Source organism: Lunatimonas lonarensis, from assembly GCF_000390185.1.
In the GTDB taxonomy this organism is placed as follows: Bacteria; Bacteroidota; Bacteroidia; order Cytophagales; family Cyclobacteriaceae; genus Lunatimonas; species Lunatimonas lonarensis.
This window is the reverse complement of the sequence record NZ_AQHR01000022.1, coordinates 189,704-211,574: the sequence shown is the minus strand read 5'-3', so window position 1 is coordinate 211,574 and position 21,871 is coordinate 189,704. Positions and strand designations below refer to the sequence as shown.

The following is a 21,871-nucleotide window of genomic DNA, read 5'->3' as shown; positions in this document are numbered from 1 at the left end:
CAGGTTTAGCTATATTGAATGTGTGAGTTTTTAAGCAGACCCTAAATAGAAGGGATATATCTTGTACTGTATTGCCCATGCCCTTGAATCGTAGGAAAAAAGGTGAAACCATGATTTATAAATTGGGAATTTATATGAAGAGAATCCTTTAATCGAAAATGCAATCAGGAAAGTCAACGTAAAAAATGAGCGATCAAGATAATAATACTGAAGGCTTTATCCCCTCCCATGGAGGTTACCGCAATCTGTTCAGTTATCAGAAAGCGGAAGTCATTTATGATGGTACAGTGTATTTTACCAATCGCTTTTTTCACAGGTATGACCGTACTATTGGTCAAATGGTGCAAGCTGCCCGAAGTGGTAAGCAAAATATTGCAGAAGGTAGCATGGCTTCGGCTACATCTAAAGAAGCAGAAATCAAGCTAACCAACGTAGCTCGTGCCAGTTTGGAAGAACTGCAGTTAGATTATGAGGATTTTTTGAGAACCAAGAAGTTGCCGCTATGGGATAAAGACCATCGCTTGGTTGCTCGCTTAAGAGAACTCAACAAAAGCGTACCTAACCCCTCCTACGAAACTTTCCAAAAAGCTATTGAGCACGAAAGCCCGGAAATCTGTGCCAATACAATGATTACTTTGATAAAGATTTGTACTTATCTGCTTAAGCAGCAGATAAAACAATTGGAAGCAGCTTTTATCAAAGAAGGAGGATTAAGAGAAAGAATGACCAAAGCGAGAATAGATCAGAGGAATAAAAAGAAATAACTATTTGTGGAACCTTGGTGACTCGGGCGACAGTGTCCCACAAGGTCGCACATGTCCCACGAAACAAAGCAAAAAAGAACCAATGAACGAAGCAGAAACCAGAGCAGAACTCATAGACCCAAAGCTAAAGGCTTGTGGTTGGGGCGTGGTGGAAGGCTCTAAAGTCCTTCGTGAATACAACATTACGGCAGGTAAAATCCAAACAGGCGGTGGCAGGGGAAAAAGGGAAATTGCCGATTATATGCTGGTTTACAAAGGGATCAAGTTGGCTGTGGTGGAAGCCAAAAGTGCAGCACTGGAAGTAGGCGAAGGTGTCATGCAGGCCAAGAAATATGCGGAGAAACTAAAATTACAAACCACCTACAGCAGTAACGGAGAAGCGATATACCAGATCTGTATGAAAACAGGGGAAGAAGGTTTGGTGACCGATTTTTTTAAGCCCTGAAGAATTTTGGGAAAAGACTTTTTCCCAACAAAACGAATGGCGGGAGAAGTTCGCAAATGTTCCTTTTGAAGATAAAAGTGGCACTTGGCAGTTAAGATAATATCAGGAAATAGCTGTTCAGAGAACGGTTGAAGCCATTGCGCAAGGCAAAGACAGAATTTTGTTGACCCTTGCCACAGGAACAGGTAAAACGGCCATCGCTTTTCAGATTGCCTGGAAATTGTTTCAAACCCGGTGGACCCTTCAGCGGGACGGTAGCCGCCGGCCTCGGATTCTTTTTCTAGCGGATCGAAATGTATTGGCTGATCAGGCATACAATTCGTTCTCTTCCTTTCCTGAGGATGCTCTGAAAAGAATCAGGCCAAATGAAGTTACACGTACAGGACGGGTCCCAACGAATGGTAGCATCTTTTTCACCATTTTCCAGTCGTTCATGTCGGGAAGCGATGCAGAAGGTAAACCAAAGCTCAACTTCGGGCAGTACCCCTCGGATTTCTTTGATTTCATCATCATTGACGAGTGCCACCGTGGCGGAGCAAATGACGAAAGCAACTGGCGGGGCATTTTGGAGTATTTCAGTCCGGCACTGCAGTTGGGGTTAACCGCTACACCCAAGCGAGCTGATAATGTGGATACCTACAAATACTTTGGCGAGCCTGTTTACATCTATTCCCTGAAGGAAGGTATCAATGACGGTTTCTTAACACCATTCAAAGTTAAGCGCATCAAAACTACCTTGGATGATTACCGCTACACTTCAGATGATACCGTAGTGGAGGGTGAAATTGAAGAAGGCAAACTCTATGAAGAAAAAGACTTCAATCGGACCATCGAGATTGTAGAGCGGGAAGCCAAGCGGGTAAATGTCTTTTTGGAGGATGCCAACCAAAAGGAAAAGGCGATCATTTTTGGTGCGAATCAAGCGCATGCAGCGCTGCTTCGTGATTTGGTCAACCAATATGCCAAAAGTAAAGATCCATTTTATTGTGTTCGGGTTACCGCCAATGACGGGGAAGAAGGGGAAAGACTGTTGCGGGAATTTCAAGACAATGAAAAAACCATTCCAACCATTCTGACTACTTCGCAAAAACTATCCACAGGGGTTGATGCACGGAACATCCGTAACATTGTCCTGCTGCGTCCTGTCAATTCCATGATCGAGTTTAAGCAGATCGTTGGTCGTGGTACCCGCATGTTTGAGGGCAAAGAGTTTTTTACTATTTATGACTTTGTGGATGCTTACAAGCATTTCAGCGATCCTGAATGGGATGGGGAACCCTTAGAGCCTGAAGCCAAAGAACCCAAACCTTATCCAGCAGCCGGGCCAAGTGAACCGCCCGTGGTTGCAGACCCTGAAGAACCAAAACTTATAAAGAAGAAGATTAAAGTTAAGCTTCGAAACGGAAAAGAAAGAGAAATCAAACACATGGTTTCGACTTCTTTTTGGAGTGCAGACGGCAAACCCATATCGGCAGAAGAATTTTTGAATAACCTTTTTGGGGAATTGCCCAAGCTTTTCAAAGACGAAGAAGAACTACGGAAACTTTGGAGTAATCCAATGACCAGAAAGACCTTGTTGGAAAATTTGGACACAGCAGGTTTTCCGAAAGATGATTTGCTGACTTTACAAAAGTTGGTGGATATGGAAAATAGCGACCTGTATGATGTACTGGAATACGTTTTCAATGGGGACTATATTGCCATGACCCGGGAAGCAAGAGCCAAAGCAGCGGAAGCCACCATCTTCGCTTTGCTCAATGACAATCAAAGGGAATTTATCTCCTTTGTGTTGGACAAATACATTGAAACAGGTGTGGAGGAACTAGATCAGGAGAAACTACCCATCCTGTTGACCAGCAAATATCAATCTTTGGAAGACGCAAAAGAAGTTTTGGGAGACGTGGCAAATATCAGCAGGTTGTTTATAGAATTTCAGGAACACCTTTATAGTCAAAAGGTAGCATAATTACCGGTCAACATTTTTTCCTCAATGAAAATTTTTTTCAGGGACTGTATGTTATTTTGTAGTGGACATCATGATGGCGTAAATGCCTAAAAGGAAAAACTATGACTCGTCTAAGAAAAGCCAATGAAATTGTTTTGTCAGTTTGCCTAGTAGTATGCATTGGGCTTACCGCATCCGTTTTTTCTGAAGCGATTAGCATTCCAACTGCAATATGGGTAGTGGTACTGGTAGTGGGATCGATCTCTTTTGTTACCCGGGCTATTCTGATGGAGAAAATGGAGGAATAAAAGAAGAGAGTGATGTGCACACCTATCTCTCCCTCCTTGTTTTCTATACCTGCTCAAATCTATCATGGAATTGGCCGGGGAGACTATTTTGTATTTAATTTCTGTATCGGCGAAACTCCACTTTATAGCGTTTAGTGACCAGGAGGATCCCGCCAGGGAATGTGAGGTAGTGCTCGTGGCCGGGGATGACGACGATATCCGATGTCTTTTATGAATATATATTAAGAGTTGGCTCAAGACGCTTTCGGTTTTCCCTAGTTGACGGGATTATGAAATTGGATATGTGGGCATCCGACGGGCCAATATATACTTTGGTAAGGGTTACGTGATCCTTTCGCCGTGAGCGGAGACTCCTAAACATCCCAGCATCTTCAGGGTTTGGATCAAAACTCCACCCGATAACTCAGCACAGGAATCAAAGGAACCAGATAAATCGTATTGATGCTGCCTTCCATCGGTTCGAAATACTTGCTGTACACATTTTTCCGATTGGTGGTATTTTGTACATCCAAGGCCACGGTCTGTGTGGACTTGGGACGGTTCCTTTTCAGGCTTACCCGGATATCGGTCCTGAAATAGGCCGGATTCTGCTCGGTATAGGCCATCGATTCCACTAAAACTGTCCCTCCCTGGGCAATGGATGCATCCAGATCAATGGGGGTATTCCAGAAGCCGCCGCCATAGATGGTCCTCAGGTTGATGCCAAAAGTGCGGTTCTTTCGCCAGTGATACTCCTTCCCCGCTGTCAAGGCCAGGTTGGCCCTGCCGTTTAAGCGGGTGTTTCTCCATATATTTTCTTCTGTCTTGTACTGGGAACTGTATAGCGAAGCGGATAAAAGGAAATAGAGGCTACGGTGGGTAAACTGCTCCAAGGTAAATTCCGTTCCGTAGTTTTTTCCAAAACCCCTATTGACCAAAGGATCGGTCATCAGGGACCATTCCTGGTTGAGGATTGAATATGTCTGATGGGTGCCCGGCATGACCGGAATGTCAAACAAGTGTTGGTAATAGGTCTCCACCTTCATCCTCAGGTAGGGGTTGAGCGAGCGGTCATAGCCCAACACCACATGGTGGGACCTGCTCAGTCCCAAGTTTTTGTTGGGGAAAGTAATGGTCCCTTCTTCCTCTTTCTGGGCAAAATAGGTTCCCAGAGGCTGCACCTGACTGTGTAGGCCATAACCCAGGTTGATCCTTTGTTTTTCATCCAAGGCAAAGGAAGCCGAAAACCTCGGTTCCAAAGCGGTGGAATTGTTCAGCATCAGCTGTAGGTAGTGCAGCCCCATATTCAACGTGAGGCGTTGGCTGGCACGGACGTTGAGCTGGGAAAAGGCCTGCACACTTTGCGTATACCCTTTTTCATCGATGTGGGTCTGCATCTGTCCGGTGTTTTCCTCAAACCCCCGTTCGTATACGTTATAGTGCAACTGGTTGAGAAAAACACCGCTCCTGAGGCTGTATTTTGGAGAAATCTTGGTATTGAGGACCGAGCTGAAGGTGATCTTCGACTGGCCAAAATCCGAATACAACCGCTCTTCATCTTGGTATTCCCGGTTGAGTATGCCGTATTTATCCCCCATGCTGCTTCCTGAGGCTAAAACAGTGGTCTGGAGAAAATTCGATTTGTTCAGGATATAGGCATGTTTGATGCCCACTGCTCCGGTGTTGGAAAAGAAGGTGGAACTCATCCGGTCAAATTCCGTCTGCCAGGTCAGGGAATCCTGAAGTGCATTCCTGTTCTGATCACTCAACCCGCCAAACCCAAAAACCGTAATCGTGCTTTTCGTTCCCGTGGGCAGGAAAAAGTTGAAGGACAGATCCTGAAAATTGGTCACAAAATCCCCTAGCGGTACACCCAAACTCGCCAACATGGACAAGGTAGAGTACCGATAGTTGATCAGGTAAGAGCCCCTGTAATTTTTTGAAAAGGGTCCCTCTACAGCGATGTCGGTACCCAATAAGCTGGCCTGTACGGTAAACTCCCGCTTTTCATTGTTGCCCTTTCTCAGATTAAGGTCAAACACCCCAGATAGGGCGTTGCCATACTCTGCCGGGAAAGCCCCGGTGATAAAGTCGGAATTGTCCAGCAGTTGGGCACTGAGGATGGCCACCCCTCCTCCTGCCGCAGCTGCGGCGGCAAAGTGGTTGGGGTTGGGGATATCTATTCCTTCCATTCTCCACAGCAGGGCGCTGGGGTTGTTTCCCCGGATGGAAATATTGTTGTTCCCGTCATCAGAACCGACCACACCTGCAAAGGAAGTAGCCATCCGTCCGGGGTCATTGATGGCTGCGGCATATTTCCGGGTTTCCTCCACCGAAAAGGTCCTCCCACTGACCGTGACCATGTCGTTGATGGTCCGGTCTTTTTCGGTAGCGGACACCACCACTTCGTCCATTTGGTTAAATTCCTCCTCCAAGACAATGGTCAGCACGGTTTCCTTACCGGAATTGACTTGAATCTGGGAGAGAATGGCATCCCTGTAGCCTACAAAGCCAATGCGCAAGGTGTACGCGCCTACAGGCACCTGTGTGATCTTAAAATCTCCAGATTCATCAGTGACGGCACCAATCAACGGATCAGAACCCAAAACCATGACGGTGGCCCCCGGTATGGGGGATTTGGTGATGTGGTCGGTTACTTTTCCCCTAACGGTCTGGGTCAAAGTCTGGGCCGAAGCGTGGAAAGTACCCAACAAGGCGAGTAAGATCAACGTGCTGATCGATGGTATCATTTTCATAATTCAGACGTGCGAAAGGGTATATTGTACTGGTCAGAAAAAGCGGACTCCGGCTTTAAATCCCCACCAAAGCTGGCTGGCCAGGTCTTCCACATGGGTCCTTTCCCGGTGTATTTGAGGTGTAAAAGCAGTAAACAGGGTCGGGTGTCCGGTGTATCCGGCATCATATATCCGGTAGTTCAACGTAGGTCCTGCAAATACCCCCACCTTATTGGCGGCCTGAAAATCAATTCCAATAAATAGCCGGTTGACCAGGTTCAATGCCTCCACATTGCCACGGTTCAATTGCTCAGAACTGGCTTCGATATTCACATGCAACCTGGTCCCCAATCTGGGCGAGGTTCCCACACCGTAGCCAAAAGCCCAGGTGACATCCTCGCTGATTTCCGGCCGCATGCCCGCAAAAAGGATGTTGTAAAATTCCCGCTTCCCGGTTCGGAGGGCGATATTCAAGGGCAGCACCTCGTTGTAGCTCAGTTCTACGGTATGGTAACCGCCACGGACAAAGCTGATCAGCCCCACGGGGACGCCGCTCATGCTGTCTGCATAGTTGAAGACCCCAAGCTGAAAGCCCTGCACCTTTGAAGCATAGTTGATGGGAGAAATCTGGCTTCCCTTAATACGCTTCGCGGCGAAATTGGCCAAACCTGAAATCTGGGTTCCCTCCATCTCATTTGCGGTGAAATTGAGCGCACCGGCTACCTGCACGCCTTTGACACTTTTGGGGGTGAAGTTCATCACTCCGGCAAGCTGAACTCCGTCCACAGATCCCGTGGAGAAATTGGCGGTACCGGCCAGTTGCACACCTTTTACGTTGCTGAGGTTGGAATTGAATACGCCGGCCAATTGTATGCCGTCTACCTGGCCTCCTACCTGATTGAACGTTCCGGCCAACTGCACTCCGGTCATGTTGCCCCGGTTGATGTTGAAAAAACCACCCAATTCAACACCCCTGGTTCCAGCAGAGTACCCTCCTAGGATGTTGATGGAGACATCATTAATAGCCTGACCGGATTGCATACCATTGGTTCCCATAAAGGGAACAAGGGAAATCTGAACAGGGACATGAATGGTGTCCCCAATTTCCGGTTGGAAGGCTTCCCACCAAGTCTTGGATGCTTTTTTGGCGTCAGGTACTCTGGCAGTAGAGTCCCCTTCATCCACCGAAGCTGGGATTTCTTGGAAAGCGATTTGTGAAGAACTAGCTGCTTCAGATGCCATAGGACAAAAGATCAGCCATGCTGATAAACAGAAAATTTTGTTGAATGTGTTCATGATATTGGCTTTGTTTCCATATCATGACAAGTAATCGGAAAGCGACCCCTATGTGGGAGGGAATTATTTTAAAAAACTTTGGATTTATTGAAATAGAAATTGGGGGATATTGGTAAATATGATGGAAGGACAACTTATCCCCGACATTGGTCTGACGATGTTTTGATAGGAACTACCTGTTAGCCATTGTGATTTTTGGGCCGCTTTATCTTTGAGAATATGCCGTCTATATGTTCGAAAAGATGAGGTTTTATAGGATTCCACATTGGGTCTAATAGAAAATCAATGCCTTCCCTACGTGCCAATTTTGCAGCCGGAACGAAATCGCTATCACCAGAAATTAAAATGATTTGATCTACCTGACCTTTTAGGGTTATAGATGCAATATCTAATCCTATTTTGATATCTACCATCTTTTGGTTAAAGTCGAATTGCACGTCATCTTCTGTTAGGTCGTCTATTGTAATTTGCTTTGAAAGTAGTTCCTTGGTTTTGGATGGTTTGATAATCCACCTTTTCCGATCTTCTAAAACCCCAAGGCGTAGGGCAATCTTTCTCTTCTTTTTTAATTCTTCAAAAAATGCATATTGAAATTTATATTGATCAGTCTTAGAAAAATCAATAGACTTACCAGTGATTGGGTTATGTTGTTTTTTCTCATATGGCAGACAATCATATTAAAAAATCCTATACAAGTCGTAAGTCTCTGCCTTAGCTTGGGACAGATGTTTTAAGCACATTTCCCAAAGATCTTTTGCCGTCCTTTCAGAGTCAAGATTCTTAACTTTGTTTATGGAGCGATACCGTTTAAGAAAGAAACCTCCATCAACTAAAATCGCTGTTCTTCTTTTCATTTTATAAAAAAAGCCCTAGGGTCGGCATTCTCTTTATTTTAATGAAGAATTGAGAATACGTTGCCAAGAGCGTTATAAGTAGCAAAATTATAAATTTTTGTCCAAAAACACAAATAAATGGTGTTTCCATTTGAGAATTCTTCAAAATCGACTGATTGTTCATTTGGCCATAGACCACAAAGGGACACCAACCATTGATCTAGTGTAACAAGCAGTAATTTTAAAGAAATTTACCTTCCTTGGCAGCCCAGAGAAGTCTGACAACCAGGCAACAATGTCCAATTCATAACCTATCGTTCTCAACCCAAGTTATACAGATCCAAAAAACTACCCCTCCCTCAAAATCTTTTCCATCTTTCGACCCTTTGCCAACTCATCCACCAACTTATCCAAATACCTTACTTTTTGGGTGAGTGGGTTTTCGAGTTCCTCTATTCGGTAGCCGCAGATCATCCCTTTGATCAGCTCTGCATTCGGGTGCAGATTGGCCCGCTCAAAAAACTGTTTAAAGGTGACTTGCAGGTCAATGAGCTCTTTCACCTTCGCCTCGTCAAATCCCGTCAGCCATTCGATGACCTGATGCAACTCTTCTTTTGTCCTGCCTTTGCGCTCCACTTTGGAGACATAGTGGGGGTAAACGGTGGCAAAAGTCATTTTTGCCATTCTTTCATCGTGTTCGGGTGTAGCTTTCATGGTTTGGGCTTGGATTACAGATTTCTACTGCCAATATACCGATTCCTGTCCAGAACCTAAAAATGCTGCATTTCAGAAAAACCGCAAGCCTGCCCTACCCCCAAACCACAATTGGCTGGCAACATTGCCCACCGGAAAGCTGTTCTCTGTCTGAATCCTCGGCTGCACATAAGTAAATAAGTCGGGATGATGCTGGAATCGGGTATCATAAATCCGCCAATTGAGACTTGGCCCAAGGTACACGCCTAGGTTTTTACCAAATGGGTACTCAAGCCCTACATACACCGTATTGATCAAGTTGAGGGCAGCTACATTGGCTAGGTTCATCTGCGAGCTGTTTACTTCGATGTTCATGAACAACTTCTTGCCCAACCGGGGTGCGGTACCAACCCCATACCCGAATGCCCACGTCACCGAGTCTGTAAAATCCGGTCTGAATCCTGCGGTGAGGATGTTGTAAAATTTCCGCGTACCTGTTCTAAAAGCAAAATTCAAGGGCAATACTTCATCTGCACCTACCTCGACCTGTCGGTAACCTCTTCTGACTATACTCAGCAGACCTATGGATACACCGCTGATGCTATCCGCATAATTGAACAGTCCGATTTGGGAACCATTGATCCTGTTGCCTACGTTCAGTATCCCGGCTACCTGTATGCCGCTGAGATCGGAGTGCGCATAATTCGCTATACCTGCCAATTGTGCTCCTTTACCTTCCATGATAGCTAGATTCACTACTCCGCCCAATTGTACTCCTTGAAGGCTTCCAAAGGTGACGTTGCCCACACCGCCACCCTGAACCCCATGGGTATCTTCCAATACCACATTGGTAATGCCAGCCATCTGAACGCCTTGCATGACCCCACCTACCAAGTTAAAAAGCCCCGCCATTTGCAGGTATTTCACGTCTCCTTTGTTGGCATTGAACCAGCCACCCAGTTCCACTTTGTTGGTGCCCGCAGAAAAACCTCCCCAAACATTGAATGAATAGTCGTTCACCACATTGCCGGATAACTTGCGGTTTGTTCCTATAAAAGGGAGAAGAGACACCTGAAATTTCCGGTAGATGGTATCGCTCACATTTTCCAGGTTGGTGGATCCTACGGATTGTTTGGTCCATTGCCAGGCATCTTTCATGGGCTTTGCCAGACTTTTGCCCACTCCTTCTAGATCTACCTCACTGGTTTTCAAGAGAATTTTTTGGAAGGGATTCAGCTGCTCATTGACCAGTAGGGTATCTCCATAGTTCTTCTTGTTGACCACCAAGCGGACACTATCCATGTTGGGATTCTTTATTGCCAGTTGAAAAAAGCCAAATTCGTCCGTAATGGAGGATTTCAATGTGATTGGATCATATACAGTGGCATCTCTGATCGGTTTTCCGGTGGTTTCATCCACCACATAGCCACTTACCACCAATTCGTTTTTAGACTGTTGTCTGGGGCTGAGGATGACATAGACCCCTTTTTGTTTGGCTTCTACCCCTCCAGAAAATGCCTCCTCCAAGATTGCCCTCATAGGCTGTTCGACAAAGGTGCCACTGAAGGTTCTCTTCACATCGATCACCGATGAACTGTAGGAAAAAATGCAACCTACCGTTTGGGACAAGCGCTTCAAGAAGTTTTCCAGAGATTCATCGTCAGCAGAAATACTTACCTTTTTTTCCAAAATAGGCAGCTCCTGAGCCCGTAATGGAGACAGGGTACCGATCAACATAATCAGCCCGACCATGCGCAGAATCCCCTGCCGAGGGGTCATCTCCGTCCTTTTACTGGCATCCATCTCCCCTAAGCCGGATCAAATTTCCTTCATCTAATACCTCAATCCCCAAGGTTTCGGCAATGATCAAAAGTACCGCTTCCAATGTTTCGTTGACAAAGAAAACCGTGAGTCTACAGGAAGCTATCTCCCCATCCAAAACAATTCGCTTGCCATAGACGGACTCCAGTCTTTTGGCCACCTGCTGTAGTTCCTCCTCTTGAAAATCAAGCACTCTGGTCTTGAAAGCTGCTACATTGGCATCTGCGATAGTCTTACTGAATGCCTTAGTAGCTGGATCGTAGGTTCCCTGTTCCCCTGATTCCAGGATGATCCCCTCTCGGTTTTCAGCATAAAAACGGACGATGCCCTCCTTGACGCTCACCTCCACCAAGGGTTGGTCTGGGTAGGCCTGCACGTGGAACACCGTACCGATGTCTTCGATCAATACGCCGGCAGCCTGCACGGTCCAAGTGACTTTCTTGTCTTCCGGTATGCTGATCAAGGCTTCCCCGGTAAGGTGGATGGTGCCGGTTTTTTTACCGGGATGATAGTCCACCCGGATTTCGGATTGTTGGTTAAGGGAGACCTCCGTCAGGTCGGGCAATATTTCTGTCAGCACCTCATTTTCGCTCTGAAATAGAAACTCCTGCCGCTTGGGCATTTGCATATAAAACAAGTATGAAAGACTCAATAGCAGTACCAGTCCCGCCGCAAATTTCCAGAACAGTGGGAACAACGGAATGGTTTTTTTGTGGGGTTTCACATCTCCTGATACCTTTTCCCAAGCCAAGTCGGCGTCGAACGCTGGGCCATCGGACAATTGGGCGTTTTCAAATACCCACCGGGCATCCTCGATGCATTTTTGGTTTTCGGGGGATGCGGCAGTCCATTCCTCCAATTCCCTCGTTTCCTCTGCTGAGGCTTCTCCGACCAGGAACTTTCCGATCAATACTTCGATATGTTCTGGTTCTTGGCTCATGGTTTCAACAGGTGAGCAAATAGGATGGTTATCAAAGGTAGGTAGTCTTTCAACCTTAAACGCATCAATTTTAGGGCTTTTCCCATCTGGTTTTCCACTGTTTTGATGGAAATCTGCAAGGCATCTGCAATTTCCTGGTACTTGAGTTCCTCCATCCGACTCATGCGGAAGATCAAGCGGCATTGTTCAGGGAGGCGCTGAATAGCCTCCTGTATTTTGGTTTCCAGTTCATCTTTTATAACCTCATGATCTGCAGCGAGTGAATGCCCCTCCCCTTCAACCAGCACAGCCTCGGCGTGAACCTGCCTAACCTTGAGCCTTTTGAGTTCATTGAGACAGGCATTGCGTACCGAGCGGTAGAGGTAGGATTTTAACGAAGCATCTATTTGAATGCGTTCCTTTTTTTCCCAAAATCCAATAAAAGTCGATTGGACAACTTCTTCCGCGACATCTTTGTCGGACAGATAATGATACGCAAACCGGCAGAGCGGGGAATAATGGGTTTTGAAGAGTTTCTCAAACGCAGCTTCATTACCTTGAAGAATGTCAGTGAAAACCTGCTGATCTAGAGCCTGCATGAGATTTTGGTATTTTCCCCCACAAGATAAGATTTTGGTTTTGCTTTGTACTAAAGAAAACCGAAAAGGTGTTTACCCCCATGGGTAAGGGGAAATATATTGAAATAGCTTGAAATAGACACTAATAGGTAAAAAAAGATTAATCCATATTCTTCTTATCCCACTTCCAACCGGTTAATTCAGAAATTCCAGGGTTTTTTCCTGTGAAATAATTCCCTGCCTCCTTGTCCCCTTTCAGCTGCCACTTGTACCATTGGGTAGCGACGCGTGCAAAATCGCCTCCAAAGGGTTGGGCATAGGTGCCGCCATGGCCTACATCGAGGTTTCCGACAAAGATGGGAACCTGGTTGATACGATTGAAATCATCCATGCCGTTGTCATAGGCTATATCAGACTCGCCCCCTAGCAGATACAGCGTAGGGACTTTGATGTTTTTCAGCTGGTTTTTGGTCACTTGGGGCATGCCCGGCATTCCACCACCTGGATTGGGCAGTACCCCGCTGTTGAATACGCCGACGGTGGTGATCCGTGGGTCTCCTGCCACCTCAAGTGTCTGTAGTCCGCCACAGGACATGCCACTTACTGCGATTTTTTCCGTATCCAGTTTTTGGTAGTAGGGGCTAGTTGGATCTGCATTTTGAGCAATGGCCCAATCAATTGCATCCAGTAATTTATGGGATTTGGACCGGACGTCGGTTTGCTTGGGCATATTGCCTATAGCCACCACCAAAAACCCATGGGAGGCGACTTCATTCAGGAAATTGACATGCTCAAATGGTGAATCGAAGCAGGCACCATTACCCCAGGCAATGATGGGGAGCTTATGATTTTGTCCAAACTTTGTCAGATCCTGAGGTTTGAATACCGTATGGGTAGGAAGAGTGGATTCGGAGGTCATAACGGCAGGGAAATCTCCGGTGCCACCATTTTCGATGATTTCAGAGAGGGTATTTTGGAACATGAGGTTGTCAGAGAAAAAGGGAAGCACTTTGGTTTGAATCCGTTCCGCAATCCGGTTAAGGTGATCCCCTTCATAGCTCTCGTAGAAATGCGGGATTTGGTATGATTCCAGGATCTCATGCAGTTTCTTGGTCGCCTCGCTAATACCTCGGTCCTGAAGCCCTGCATCCAGTGCAATAGCCTTTAGCTTTTTGAGGTTTAGGATGTACTGATCTACATAGTTCAATGTTCGGTTGGCGATGATCTTGTTGATCACATCCTGGCGTGGTTTACCATTTTTTGCAGGCAGATCCAGGTACAAAGGTGGATTCTGGGGATTAGGGGCAAAAGCGGCAGAGGTGGCGAAAGCAGCAATCTCGAAGAAGTTTGCCCCGTCCAGTTGCTCCGGGGTAAAGGCTTCCAACCTGGTCATCAATTCCGCATTGGTATTGGCCCCGCCATCCATGCAGCAGGGACTAAGGGCATAAATGGCCGCATACACATCCGGGTATTTCATGCCCAAGCGTAGGGTGCCATACCCTCCCATGGAGTGGCCAGCCAGTCCACGACTGTTTTTATTGGCAAGGGTACGGTAATTGTCATCAATATGCTTGACCAATTCCTTGGTGACAAAAGTTTCCCAATCGCCTATGGTGGCCGAACTGGCATACATGCTTCCTTTGAAGCGGTTATAGGCGTTGGGCATTACCACGATCATTTCTTTGGAAAGGCCGTCGGCGAGGGACTGCTCGATGACGGTCTGTAGGTTGATCCAGTGGTCTTCCCAACCGAACCATTGGGAATCGGTGTCGGTGAATCCGTGTAGCATGTAGAGCACGGGGTATCGGCGATCCGGGTTCGAATTATAGGAAGGTGGGAGGTAGACCGTTACCTCTCGCTCGGCAGGATCGCCGATGAGGTTGCCCTCCAGGGCCTTGCTGTATAGGTTGATGCGCTCTTTGCTGCCTTCTTGGGCAACTGCCGCGTAGCTGGTAAGGGAAATGAATAGGGCAATAAGGTAGATAGGGTTCATAGGTCTAACGTTTTAGGTCGTACGGGCTGGAACTTGCCAAAATGTGAAAATAAGAAAGAGATAGTTTAAATCCTATTTTGGTATTCACTGGCTTGAAAGTGGTGAATGGTAGGCGGTACAGCCTTTTTTTTGAGATTATTTCCATTATTTTAGCGCAAAGAAACGTTATGGCGGAACAATTTGGAAAGACCTGGTGGGGTCAGCAATGGCTGCAGGCATTGAATAACATCGATTACAGCAATCGCCTGCCCCGTGGCGCCACCTATGCCCGCAAAGGGGCCGTACAGCAGATCAAAATCGATGGCAACCAGATAAAAGCCAAGGTTTCCGGAAGTAGGCCATCCCCCTACAAAGTGGACATCATCCTCCCTCCGTTTTTTGACCCTGAGCTTGGGGTTTTCTTGAAAGCGATTATTGAAAAGCCGCTGATTATTTCCAAACTGCTAAACCGTGAACTGGATTCCTCCCTTTTGGAGATGGCTGAACGGGCCGGATTGAAGGTTTTTCCCAATCAATGGACAGACTTCAAAATGCAGTGCAGTTGTCCAGATTGGGCGGTGCCCTGCAAACATTTGGCGTCGGTGATCTACAAGTTGAGCGCTGAGATAGACAACAATCCCTTTTTGGTGTTTGAGCTACATCGGGTAGATTTGATTCAGGAGCTGAACAAGCTGGGCCTATTTGTGCATTCCAAAGCCTCCCATATACCTACGCTGCTTGATCTGTATTTCGAAAAAGGGAAACCAAAAAATAAAGCCGAAAAGGCGGCCTTTGATCCGAAAGATGCTTACCAGAAGCTTTCATTTTCCAAACTTACCCCTCTTCACGAACCCCTGTTTTCCCTGCTATCGGAGCGACCGGTGTTTTATCCCGGTTCCGGGGATTTTAAGGAAAAATACTCCCAAGCGGTAAGCCGCTTTGTTCGGAACGGTCAGCGAATTTTGCAGGGAAAATCGACGTTGTCTGATGCCATTAGGCAGGCAGAGAACGAGTCCCGTAAATTGGGAACCCACAGTACAAACTGTGTTTCGATCGACGAGGATTTTAAGGCTTCGGTGCGGGTAAACGACGCAGCCTTCTCGGTACGGGACTTTATGATGGAGATCAGTAGGTTGCCGGCCCATAAGCTGCTGGATTACCAGCCTTCTACGGCGGCATTGCATAGCCTATTTCAGCTTGCCCTGCACCTTACGGCCAATGGTGCGATTGTTCCTCAGATTGTAATGAAGCCATCGAAGCAGTACGCCATCCGCTGGCTTCCTGCCTTGATCAGCAAGGAAGTGAGGGCGTTGGTCGAAAAGCTGGGCTTGATACTGCCCCCCGATATCTTTTGGTGGCAGACTCCCAAATCGGAGAAGGTCATTGAAAAGGACGTTTCTTCCAATTTACTGGCTGTTTTCATCACGGAATTGGTCGCGGTCCTTTCCTCGGATGCAGGAGCGGACCTCTTTTTTAGGTTGTTTTTCAAGGCTGACGAGTACGCCTTTCAAGGACCGGGGGAGGGGGCACTTTCGGGAGGGATCCATACCTGGCTTCAGAAGTTCTATTTGACGCAAGGCAACATACGCCCACAATTGGTGGTCACGGAGGAGCTAAACGATCGGTTTCAGGTAGACATCAACTTAGCGAATGTACAACAGGAAGAAGAGGCCTACATTTCGCTTCGGGATATTCTCAGCACAGATCGGTTTGTGGAAGCGCGCATGGAAGTATTGCAGACCATGGCTACCCTCAGCGATTTCGTTCCTGGATTAGAGCAGTTCATCAACTCCAACGGGAAAGAGGCCATCCTGATGGATATGGATGCGTTCACGCCTTTTTTGCTCCGGATGATTCCGGTGATCCGTTTGCTGGACATTGCCATTCTATTGCCCAAATCACTCCAGCAAATCCTTAAGCCCAAGCCCAGCGTCAAGGTAAAGGCAAAGCCCGGCAAATCCTATTTGCGACTGGATCAGTTGCTTGATTTTGAATGGCAGGTGGCTATAGGTGACACGGTGATGAGCGAAGACGAGTTTAAGAAGTTGCTTCGGCAATCAGATGGATTGATCAAGTATAAGTCCAAGTATATCTATGTGGGTAAGGAGGACCTCGAAAAGCTGCATCGGCACTTCACCTCGGATGGTGGGCTCAGTTCATTCGAACTACTGCGTACCGCCCTGAGTGGCGAGTACCAAGGGGCCGCCGTGACACTGGATGAGGAAGTAATGGGGCTGATCCGCGAACTAACGGAGGTGAAGGATATTCCGCTGCCAAGCGGTATTCGGGCAACCTTGCGGCCCTATCAACAAAGGGGTTTCTCCTGGATGTACCGCAACGCCAAGATCGGTTTTGGATCTGTCATCGCCGACGATATGGGCTTGGGAAAAACCCTTCAGGTGATAGCAACCTTGCTTAAGTTCAAGGAGGAGGGGCTATTGGATAAAAAGAAGGCGTTGGTGGTCGCTCCCACGGGATTGCTGACAAATTGGCAAGCGGAGATCGAGAAATTTGCGCCCACCTTGTCTACCGCGTTGTTTCACGGTGCGGGTAGGAGCCTTCCAGATGAATACGATGTGATGCTAACTTCCTACGGCATCGCCCGATCTGATACGTCCAAGCTCAAGAAGCTGCCCTGGCAGGTGGTTGTCATTGATGAGGCCCAAAACATCAAAAACCAGGAAACCGCCCAGACCAAGGCTGTCAAAAGCATTAAGGCAGACAATTTTATCGCTATGAGCGGCACTCCGGTGGAGAATCGGCTGAGTGAGTTATGGAGCATCATGGATTATAGCAACCGGGGGTTTTTGGGAAACGTGAAGCAATTCAAGGAAACGTTCGGCACGCCCATAGAGACCTACAACGATCGGGAAGTGGCCGAAAAGCTAAAGCGCATATCCGCACCCTTTATGATGCGGCGTTTGAAGACCGACAAACGGATCATTGACGACCTTCCTGACAAGATTGAGATGGATGCCTTTGCCGTTTTGGCCAAAGAGCAGGCCAGTTTGTACGAGAAAACCCTCGAAGAGGCACTGATGGCCATTGAGGCCATTGACACGGCAAACAGCAAAGATCTTTTTGTGCGGCAGGGGCTGGTACTTCAGATGATTTTGGCATTAAAGCAGATATGTAACCACCCCACGCAGTTTCTGAAAAACAATCGAATGGATGCGACGCTCAGTGGCAAGCTGGATTTACTGTTTGATAAGTTGGACGGAATAATTGAGAGCGGGGAAAAAGTGCTGATTTTTACCCAGTTCAAGGAAATGGGCAATCTATTGGAGTATTTTATTTCCGAGCGGTATGGAGAAAGTCCGCTGTTCTACCACGGAGGCTGTTCCCTCAAGCAGCGGAACGAGATGGTGCAGAATTTCCAAACCAACCCGGCCGACAAGATCTTCATCCTTTCCTTAAAGGCGGCCGGCACGGGACTTAACCTGACAGCTGCCAACCATGTGATCCATTATGACCTGTGGTGGAACCCGGCCGTGGAGGCGCAAGCAACGGATCGTGCATTTCGGATCGGCCAAAAGAAGAACGTAATGGTGCACCGTTTTATCACCAAAAACACCTTCGAGGAGCGTATCAACGACATGATTCAGTCCAAAAAGGCCTTGGCGGAAATGACCGTATCCACGGGAGAAAACTGGATCGGAAATCTCAGCAATACGGAGCTGAAAGATCTGTTTTCCATGCGATAGGGGTCTGTTCTGCATACGAGCTTGATATTTACACCGGTCTGCGCCCAAAATTAGTATATTTGTAGTTGCGCAGCATGAAGCATTTATGAGAGAAGATTATTTGCGAGGAGACGACGAACACCTGAGCTCATCGGACAAGGAAATTGAAAAAGCCTTACGTCCCCTGAGCTTTGACGATTTCACGGGTCAGAAGAAGATTGTGGAAAATATCAAAATCTACGTGTTGGCTGCCAGAAAACGCGCCGAATCCCTGGATCATGTGTTGTTGCACGGCCCTCCAGGCTTGGGCAAAACGACGTTGAGCCACATCATAGCCAATGAGCTGGGATCCAGCTTGAAGATCACCTCAGGACCGGTGCTGGACAAGCCCTCCGACCTGGCAGGATTGCTGACCAATCTGGATGAAGGGGACGTACTCTTTATAGACGAAATCCATCGGCTCAATCCCATCGTGGAGGAATACCTGTATTCAGCCATGGAGGATTTCCGCATTGATATTATGCTGGATTCGGGACCCAATGCCCGGTCGGTTCAGATTTCCCTTCACCCCTTTACCCTGATCGGTGCCACTACCCGGTCCGGGTTGCTGACTTCTCCGCTTAGGGCCCGCTTTGGGATCAACGCCCGCCTAGAGTATTACGATGCCAAACTTTTGACCGATATCGTTATGCGATCGGCGGGGATATTGGGAACTCCCATCCACGAGCCAGCGGCCTTTGAGATTGCAAGGAGGAGCCGTGGTACGCCCCGAATCGCCAATATGCTGCTACGACGAACCCGTGATTTTGCCGAAATCAAGGGGAATGGTACCATTGACCTGGCCATCGCCAAGGTAGCGCTTGCGGCCTTGGATGTAGACGAAAACGGCCTCGATGAGATGGACAACCGTATACTTTCCACCATCATCCATAAATTTAAAGGAGGGCCGGTGGGCATCACCACCATCGCTACGGCATGTGGAGAGGAGGCCGAGACCATAGAAGAAGTATATGAGCCCTTTTTGATTCAGGAGGGCTACCTGAAACGTACCGCGAGGGGACGGGAAGCCACCCCCTTAGCTTACAAGCACCTTAATCTGAACCCCGATGCCGGCGCCAGTACCGGCAGCCTCTTTGGCTGATCCACGCTAGCTTCGCAATCCTACACGCATGGCCCTTCCCGAACAGCATGCAGCAATCGTCAAACAAACCGCCAAAAGGCTGGGGTTTGATTTTTGTGGCATCGCAGAGGCCGGTTTTCTGGAGGAGGAAGCCCCCAAGTTGGAGGCATGGCTCTCCCGAAACTACCACGGGCAGATGGGCTATATGGCCAACCATTTTGACAAGCGGCTAGACCCGACCAGGCTGGTAGAGGGAGCTAAATCCGTTGTGAGCTTGATCTACAATTATTTTCCGGAGGAGAGACTGCCTGAAGGAGAGGAGGATTACAAGATTGCCAAGTATGCCTATGGCAATGATTATCACTTCGTAATTAAGGAGAAGCTTAGGGGTTTCTTAGAGTCTCTCTGCACGGAAATAGGCGAAGTCGATGGACGTGCGTTCGTTGATAGTGCGCCTGTGATGGAACGGCAATGGGCGCAACGCAGCGGATTGGGCTGGCTTGGGAAAAACAGCCTCCTGCTAAACCGGCAAATGGGGAGTTTCTTCTTCTTGGCCGAGCTGATTATTGATCTTCCCTTGGCACCTGATGACCCTATGGTCAAGGATTACTGCGGTACATGCACCCGCTGCATTGATGCCTGCCCGACCGAAGCCATTGTGGAAGCTGGAGTGGTAGACGGTTCCCGCTGCATCTCCTACTATACCATCGAACTGAAAGAAGAACTGCCGACGGCGGTGAAAGGGAAATTTGAAAACTGGATTTTTGGCTGCGACATCTGTCAGGATGTTTGCCCTTGGAACCGTTTTGCTTCGCCGCATGGCGAGCAGGAGTTTTTGCTCCATCCCTTGTTGAAGGAGTTCGGAAAGAAGGATTGGGAAGAGATGACCCGGGATACGTTCGGGAGGGTATTCAAACAATCGGCCTTGAAGCGCACAAAATGGGATGGCTTGATGCGGAACGTAAAATTTATGCAGGAGAAAAGCCCCCAGGATGATTTGGGGGCATCTGATAAATTATCCGGCTAGTACGACGAAATACTTATTCAAGACAGGGCCGTAGACTTTGGAAAAGGTTCGGTAACACCATTCCCTGAATTCATCAAATTCCGAAGGCACTAGTAGGTTTAGTCCTTTGCGCAACTCCTTCTCGAAAAGCATTTTGTCAAAACTCACCTTGAGCAAAATGGTCTTAACATACTCTATCATGGTCTTATCGTTTAATTGGGTTCGTAAAGGTTAAATAATATTAAGGTTGTTTACGTTAGGTAAAATACATTTGTTACGTTTAAAATATACTCGTTTATTTGTAAATCTGATTCTGAACGTGTTTCACATGCCTATAACGAAATTCAGCTGCCTTTTCTTGTTTCTTTTCCCGATAAGTTTGTTGACCGCAACGGCCCAGGAGGTAAAGATAGAACTGGGGCCGGATGAAGTTGCACTGAACGAGACCTTTACCATTAAGATTACGGTTTCCGAGGAAAAAATTCGATCCTATGACCCCCTTCCTGAGATTCCCGGCTTTCAAAAGCAGGGGGTGTCCCAGAGTTCTTCCATGAACATCATCAATGGGCAGATGAGCAGCTCCAACAGTCTGATCCAGTACTATAAGCCTATTCGTAAGGGGCAATTTACCTTGAATGGGTTTAGTATTTCGGTAAATGGCAGGAATGTGTCGGCAGCAGGGAAGACAATCAGCGTGGTGGATGCCCGTGCTAGTGCGGGTGGGCGTAGCCGTGCCATTGATCCCTTTGATGATTTTTTTGGAGGGGGCAGGGAAGAACCGGAGTACGTAGAGGTGGATGACGAGGCATTTTTCTCCCTGTCATTGGATAAAAATGAAGTCTATGTGGGAGAGGGAGTGAACGTTACCCTCGCTTTTTTCTTTTCCGAAGACAATCAGGCTCTTTTTAATTTTCACGATGCGGGCAAGCAGTTGGAAAAAATCATCAATCAGATCAAACCTGCCAATGCGTGGGAAGAAAACTTCAACATAACGAGCATACAGCCCGATAAGGTGGAGATCAACGGAAAGAACTGGACCCGGTTTAAGATTTACCAAGCCACTTTTTTCCCGTTCAATAGCGGGGTGATCGATTTTCCTTCCGTGGGCTGGGAAATGATCAAGTACCGTGTAGCCCGCAATCCAAGCTTTTTTGGCAGCAACCGACTGCAGGATTTCAAGACATTCTATTCACAGGCAAGGCAGGTAAATGTGAAGCCGCTACCTCCACATCCCCTGCGAAATGAAGTGAGCGTGGGTAACTACCAGTTGAGGGAGAGCGTAAGCAGCGATCAAGTGGCAACAGGGGAGGGCTTCACCTACACCTTTGGTATCACCGGAGAGGGGAATATCAGTTCTATTCGTGCCCCCAGAAAACGAAATGCCCAAAAGCTCAACTCCTTCGACCCGAGCGAACGCATTCAGGTGAACAAGAATAGGGGAAGGATCACGGGAATGAAGGAGTTTGGGTATTTCATCACCCTCAATGAGGCCGAGGAGGTAGCCCTATCCGATCACTTTGAGTGGATTTATTTCAATCCCTCCTTGGAAAAGTATGATACCTTGCGCCCAACTCTGACAGTTAATGTGATCGGTGACAGCAAGATCAACCAAGCGATCTCCACCTCCCGATTAGGGGGGATTTACGATTTGATCGATGTGGAAGACAATACCCTTTTAAACCAAAAATATAAGTACTATTTTTCGGTTGCTATCAACCTATTGCTCTTAGGGGCAGTGGTGTTGCTGGGTTTTCTAATAGTTAAGAAACAATAA

At 47.4% G+C, this 21,871-nt stretch carries 15 protein-coding genes and 1 pseudogene; 7 read left to right on the top strand and 9 right to left on the bottom strand.

Features of this window, described 5'->3' with window-relative positions; all coding sequences use genetic code 11:
• Positions 1-185 precede the first annotated feature (185 nt).
• The 3 genes and pseudogenes from ADIS_RS03550 to ADIS_RS03540 all read left to right on the top strand — a co-directional run bounded on the left by ADIS_RS03550 (position 186) and on the right by ADIS_RS03540 (position 3,462).
• Complete coding sequence (locus tag ADIS_RS03550) at positions 186-764, top strand: four helix bundle suffix domain-containing protein (protein ID WP_010852952.1); 579 nt, start codon at positions 186-188, stop codon at positions 762-764.
• Positions 765-846: 82 nt separating this feature from the next.
• Positions 847-3,175 (top strand): annotated as a pseudogene (gene hsdR, locus ADIS_RS03545) (EcoAI/FtnUII family type I restriction enzme subunit R).
• A gap of 101 nt (positions 3,176-3,276) precedes the next feature.
• Positions 3,277-3,462, top strand: a complete 186-nt coding sequence (locus ADIS_RS03540) for a hypothetical protein (RefSeq protein WP_010852949.1) — start codon at positions 3,277-3,279, stop codon at positions 3,460-3,462.
• Between the two features lie 383 nt (positions 3,463-3,845).
• On the opposite strand, the gene ADIS_RS03535 is transcribed toward ADIS_RS03540, so the two are convergent.
• The 8 genes from ADIS_RS03535 to ADIS_RS03500 form a co-directional block, all read right to left on the bottom strand.
• Positions 3,846-6,197, bottom strand: coding sequence for a TonB-dependent receptor (locus ADIS_RS03535; protein WP_010852947.1), 2,352 nt, complete (start codon positions 6,195-6,197; stop codon positions 3,846-3,848).
• 33 nt (positions 6,198-6,230) lie between these two features.
• Positions 6,231-7,472 carry a hypothetical protein gene (locus ADIS_RS03530; protein ID WP_010852946.1) on the bottom strand — a complete coding sequence of 414 codons (1,242 nt, stop codon included), beginning with the start codon at positions 7,470-7,472 and terminating at the stop codon, positions 6,231-6,233.
• Positions 7,473-7,651: 179 nt separating this feature from the next.
• Entirely contained in the window at positions 7,652-8,095 is a 444-nt protein-coding gene (locus ADIS_RS23330) for an NYN domain-containing protein (protein WP_394330307.1), read from the bottom strand.
• 558 nt (positions 8,096-8,653) lie between these two features.
• Positions 8,654-9,019 (bottom strand): DUF2200 domain-containing protein, encoded by a 366-nt coding sequence (locus tag ADIS_RS03520; RefSeq protein WP_010852944.1) that lies wholly within the window; start codon positions 9,017-9,019, stop codon positions 8,654-8,656.
• Between the two features lie 72 nt (positions 9,020-9,091).
• Complete coding sequence (locus tag ADIS_RS03515) at positions 9,092-10,801, bottom strand: peptidase associated/transthyretin-like domain-containing protein (protein WP_155907092.1); 1,710 nt, start codon at positions 10,799-10,801, stop codon at positions 9,092-9,094.
• The gene (locus ADIS_RS03510) at positions 10,788-11,759 is read right to left on the bottom strand and encodes a FecR family protein (RefSeq protein WP_010852942.1); all 972 of its coding nucleotides are present in this window, start codon (positions 11,757-11,759) and stop codon (positions 10,788-10,790) included. Before ADIS_RS03510 ends, ADIS_RS03515 begins: the two co-directional genes overlap by 14 nt.
• Positions 11,756-12,337 (bottom strand): RNA polymerase sigma-70 factor, encoded by a 582-nt coding sequence (locus tag ADIS_RS03505; RefSeq protein WP_010852941.1) that lies wholly within the window; start codon positions 12,335-12,337, stop codon positions 11,756-11,758. Before ADIS_RS03505 ends, ADIS_RS03510 begins: the two co-directional genes overlap by 4 nt.
• 139 nt (positions 12,338-12,476) lie before the next feature.
• The gene (locus ADIS_RS03500) at positions 12,477-14,309 is read right to left on the bottom strand and encodes an alpha/beta hydrolase-fold protein (protein WP_010852940.1); all 1,833 of its coding nucleotides are present in this window, start codon (positions 14,307-14,309) and stop codon (positions 12,477-12,479) included.
• A 167-nt stretch (positions 14,310-14,476) separates the two neighbouring features.
• Here ADIS_RS03500 and ADIS_RS03495 point away from each other — a divergent pair, with 167 nt between their 5' ends.
• The 3 genes from ADIS_RS03495 (at position 14,477) to queG (ending at position 20,118) form a co-directional block, all read left to right on the top strand.
• Positions 14,477-17,992, top strand: a complete 3,516-nt coding sequence (locus ADIS_RS03495; protein ID WP_035804539.1) for a DEAD/DEAH box helicase — start codon at positions 14,477-14,479, stop codon at positions 17,990-17,992.
• A gap of 85 nt (positions 17,993-18,077) precedes the next feature.
• Entirely contained in the window at positions 18,078-19,112 is a 1,035-nt protein-coding gene (gene ruvB / locus ADIS_RS03490) for a Holliday junction branch migration DNA helicase RuvB (RefSeq protein ID WP_010852938.1), read from the top strand.
• Between the two features lie 28 nt (positions 19,113-19,140).
• The gene (gene queG, locus ADIS_RS03485) at positions 19,141-20,118 is read left to right on the top strand and encodes a tRNA epoxyqueuosine(34) reductase QueG (protein ID WP_010852937.1); all 978 of its coding nucleotides are present in this window, start codon (positions 19,141-19,143) and stop codon (positions 20,116-20,118) included.
• Here queG and ADIS_RS03480 read toward each other — a convergent pair.
• Positions 20,107-20,298, bottom strand: coding sequence for a hypothetical protein (locus tag ADIS_RS03480; RefSeq protein ID WP_010852936.1), 192 nt, complete (start codon positions 20,296-20,298; stop codon positions 20,107-20,109). The two genes, queG and ADIS_RS03480, sit on opposite strands and share 12 nt — an antisense overlap.
• A gap of 127 nt (positions 20,299-20,425) precedes the next feature.
• On the opposite strand from ADIS_RS03480, the gene ADIS_RS03475 reads away from it, so the two are divergent.
• Entirely contained in the window at positions 20,426-21,871 is a 1,446-nt protein-coding gene (locus ADIS_RS03475; RefSeq protein ID WP_035804506.1) for a BatD family protein, read from the top strand.

Coding starts and splice junctions, on each gene's coding strand:
- ADIS_RS03550 (WP_010852952.1), top strand. CDS start 186: ATGAGCGATCAAGATAATAATACTGAAGGCTTTATCCCCTCCCATGGA.
- ADIS_RS03540 (WP_010852949.1), top strand. CDS start 3,277: ATGACTCGTCTAAGAAAAGCCAATGAAATTGTTTTGTCAGTTTGCCTA.
- ADIS_RS03535 (WP_010852947.1), bottom strand. CDS start 6,197: ATGAAAATGATACCATCGATCAGCACGTTGATCTTACTCGCCTTGTTG.
- ADIS_RS03530 (WP_010852946.1), bottom strand. CDS start 7,472: ATGAACACATTCAACAAAATTTTCTGTTTATCAGCATGGCTGATCTTT.
- ADIS_RS03520 (WP_010852944.1), bottom strand. CDS start 9,019: ATGAAAGCTACACCCGAACACGATGAAAGAATGGCAAAAATGACTTTT.
- ADIS_RS03515 (WP_155907092.1), bottom strand. CDS start 10,801: ATGGATGCCAGTAAAAGGACGGAGATGACCCCTCGGCAGGGGATTCTG.
- ADIS_RS03510 (WP_010852942.1), bottom strand. CDS start 11,759: ATGAGCCAAGAACCAGAACATATCGAAGTATTGATCGGAAAGTTCCTG.
- ADIS_RS03505 (WP_010852941.1), bottom strand. CDS start 12,337: ATGCAGGCTCTAGATCAGCAGGTTTTCACTGACATTCTTCAAGGTAAT.
- ADIS_RS03500 (WP_010852940.1), bottom strand. CDS start 14,309: ATGAACCCTATCTACCTTATTGCCCTATTCATTTCCCTTACCAGCTAC.
- ADIS_RS03495 (WP_035804539.1), top strand. CDS start 14,477: ATGGCGGAACAATTTGGAAAGACCTGGTGGGGTCAGCAATGGCTGCAG.
- ruvB (WP_010852938.1), top strand. CDS start 18,078: ATGAGAGAAGATTATTTGCGAGGAGACGACGAACACCTGAGCTCATCG.
- queG (WP_010852937.1), top strand. CDS start 19,141: ATGGCCCTTCCCGAACAGCATGCAGCAATCGTCAAACAAACCGCCAAA.
- ADIS_RS03480 (WP_010852936.1), bottom strand. CDS start 20,298: ATGATAGAGTATGTTAAGACCATTTTGCTCAAGGTGAGTTTTGACAAA.
- ADIS_RS03475 (WP_035804506.1), top strand. CDS start 20,426: ATGCCTATAACGAAATTCAGCTGCCTTTTCTTGTTTCTTTTCCCGATA.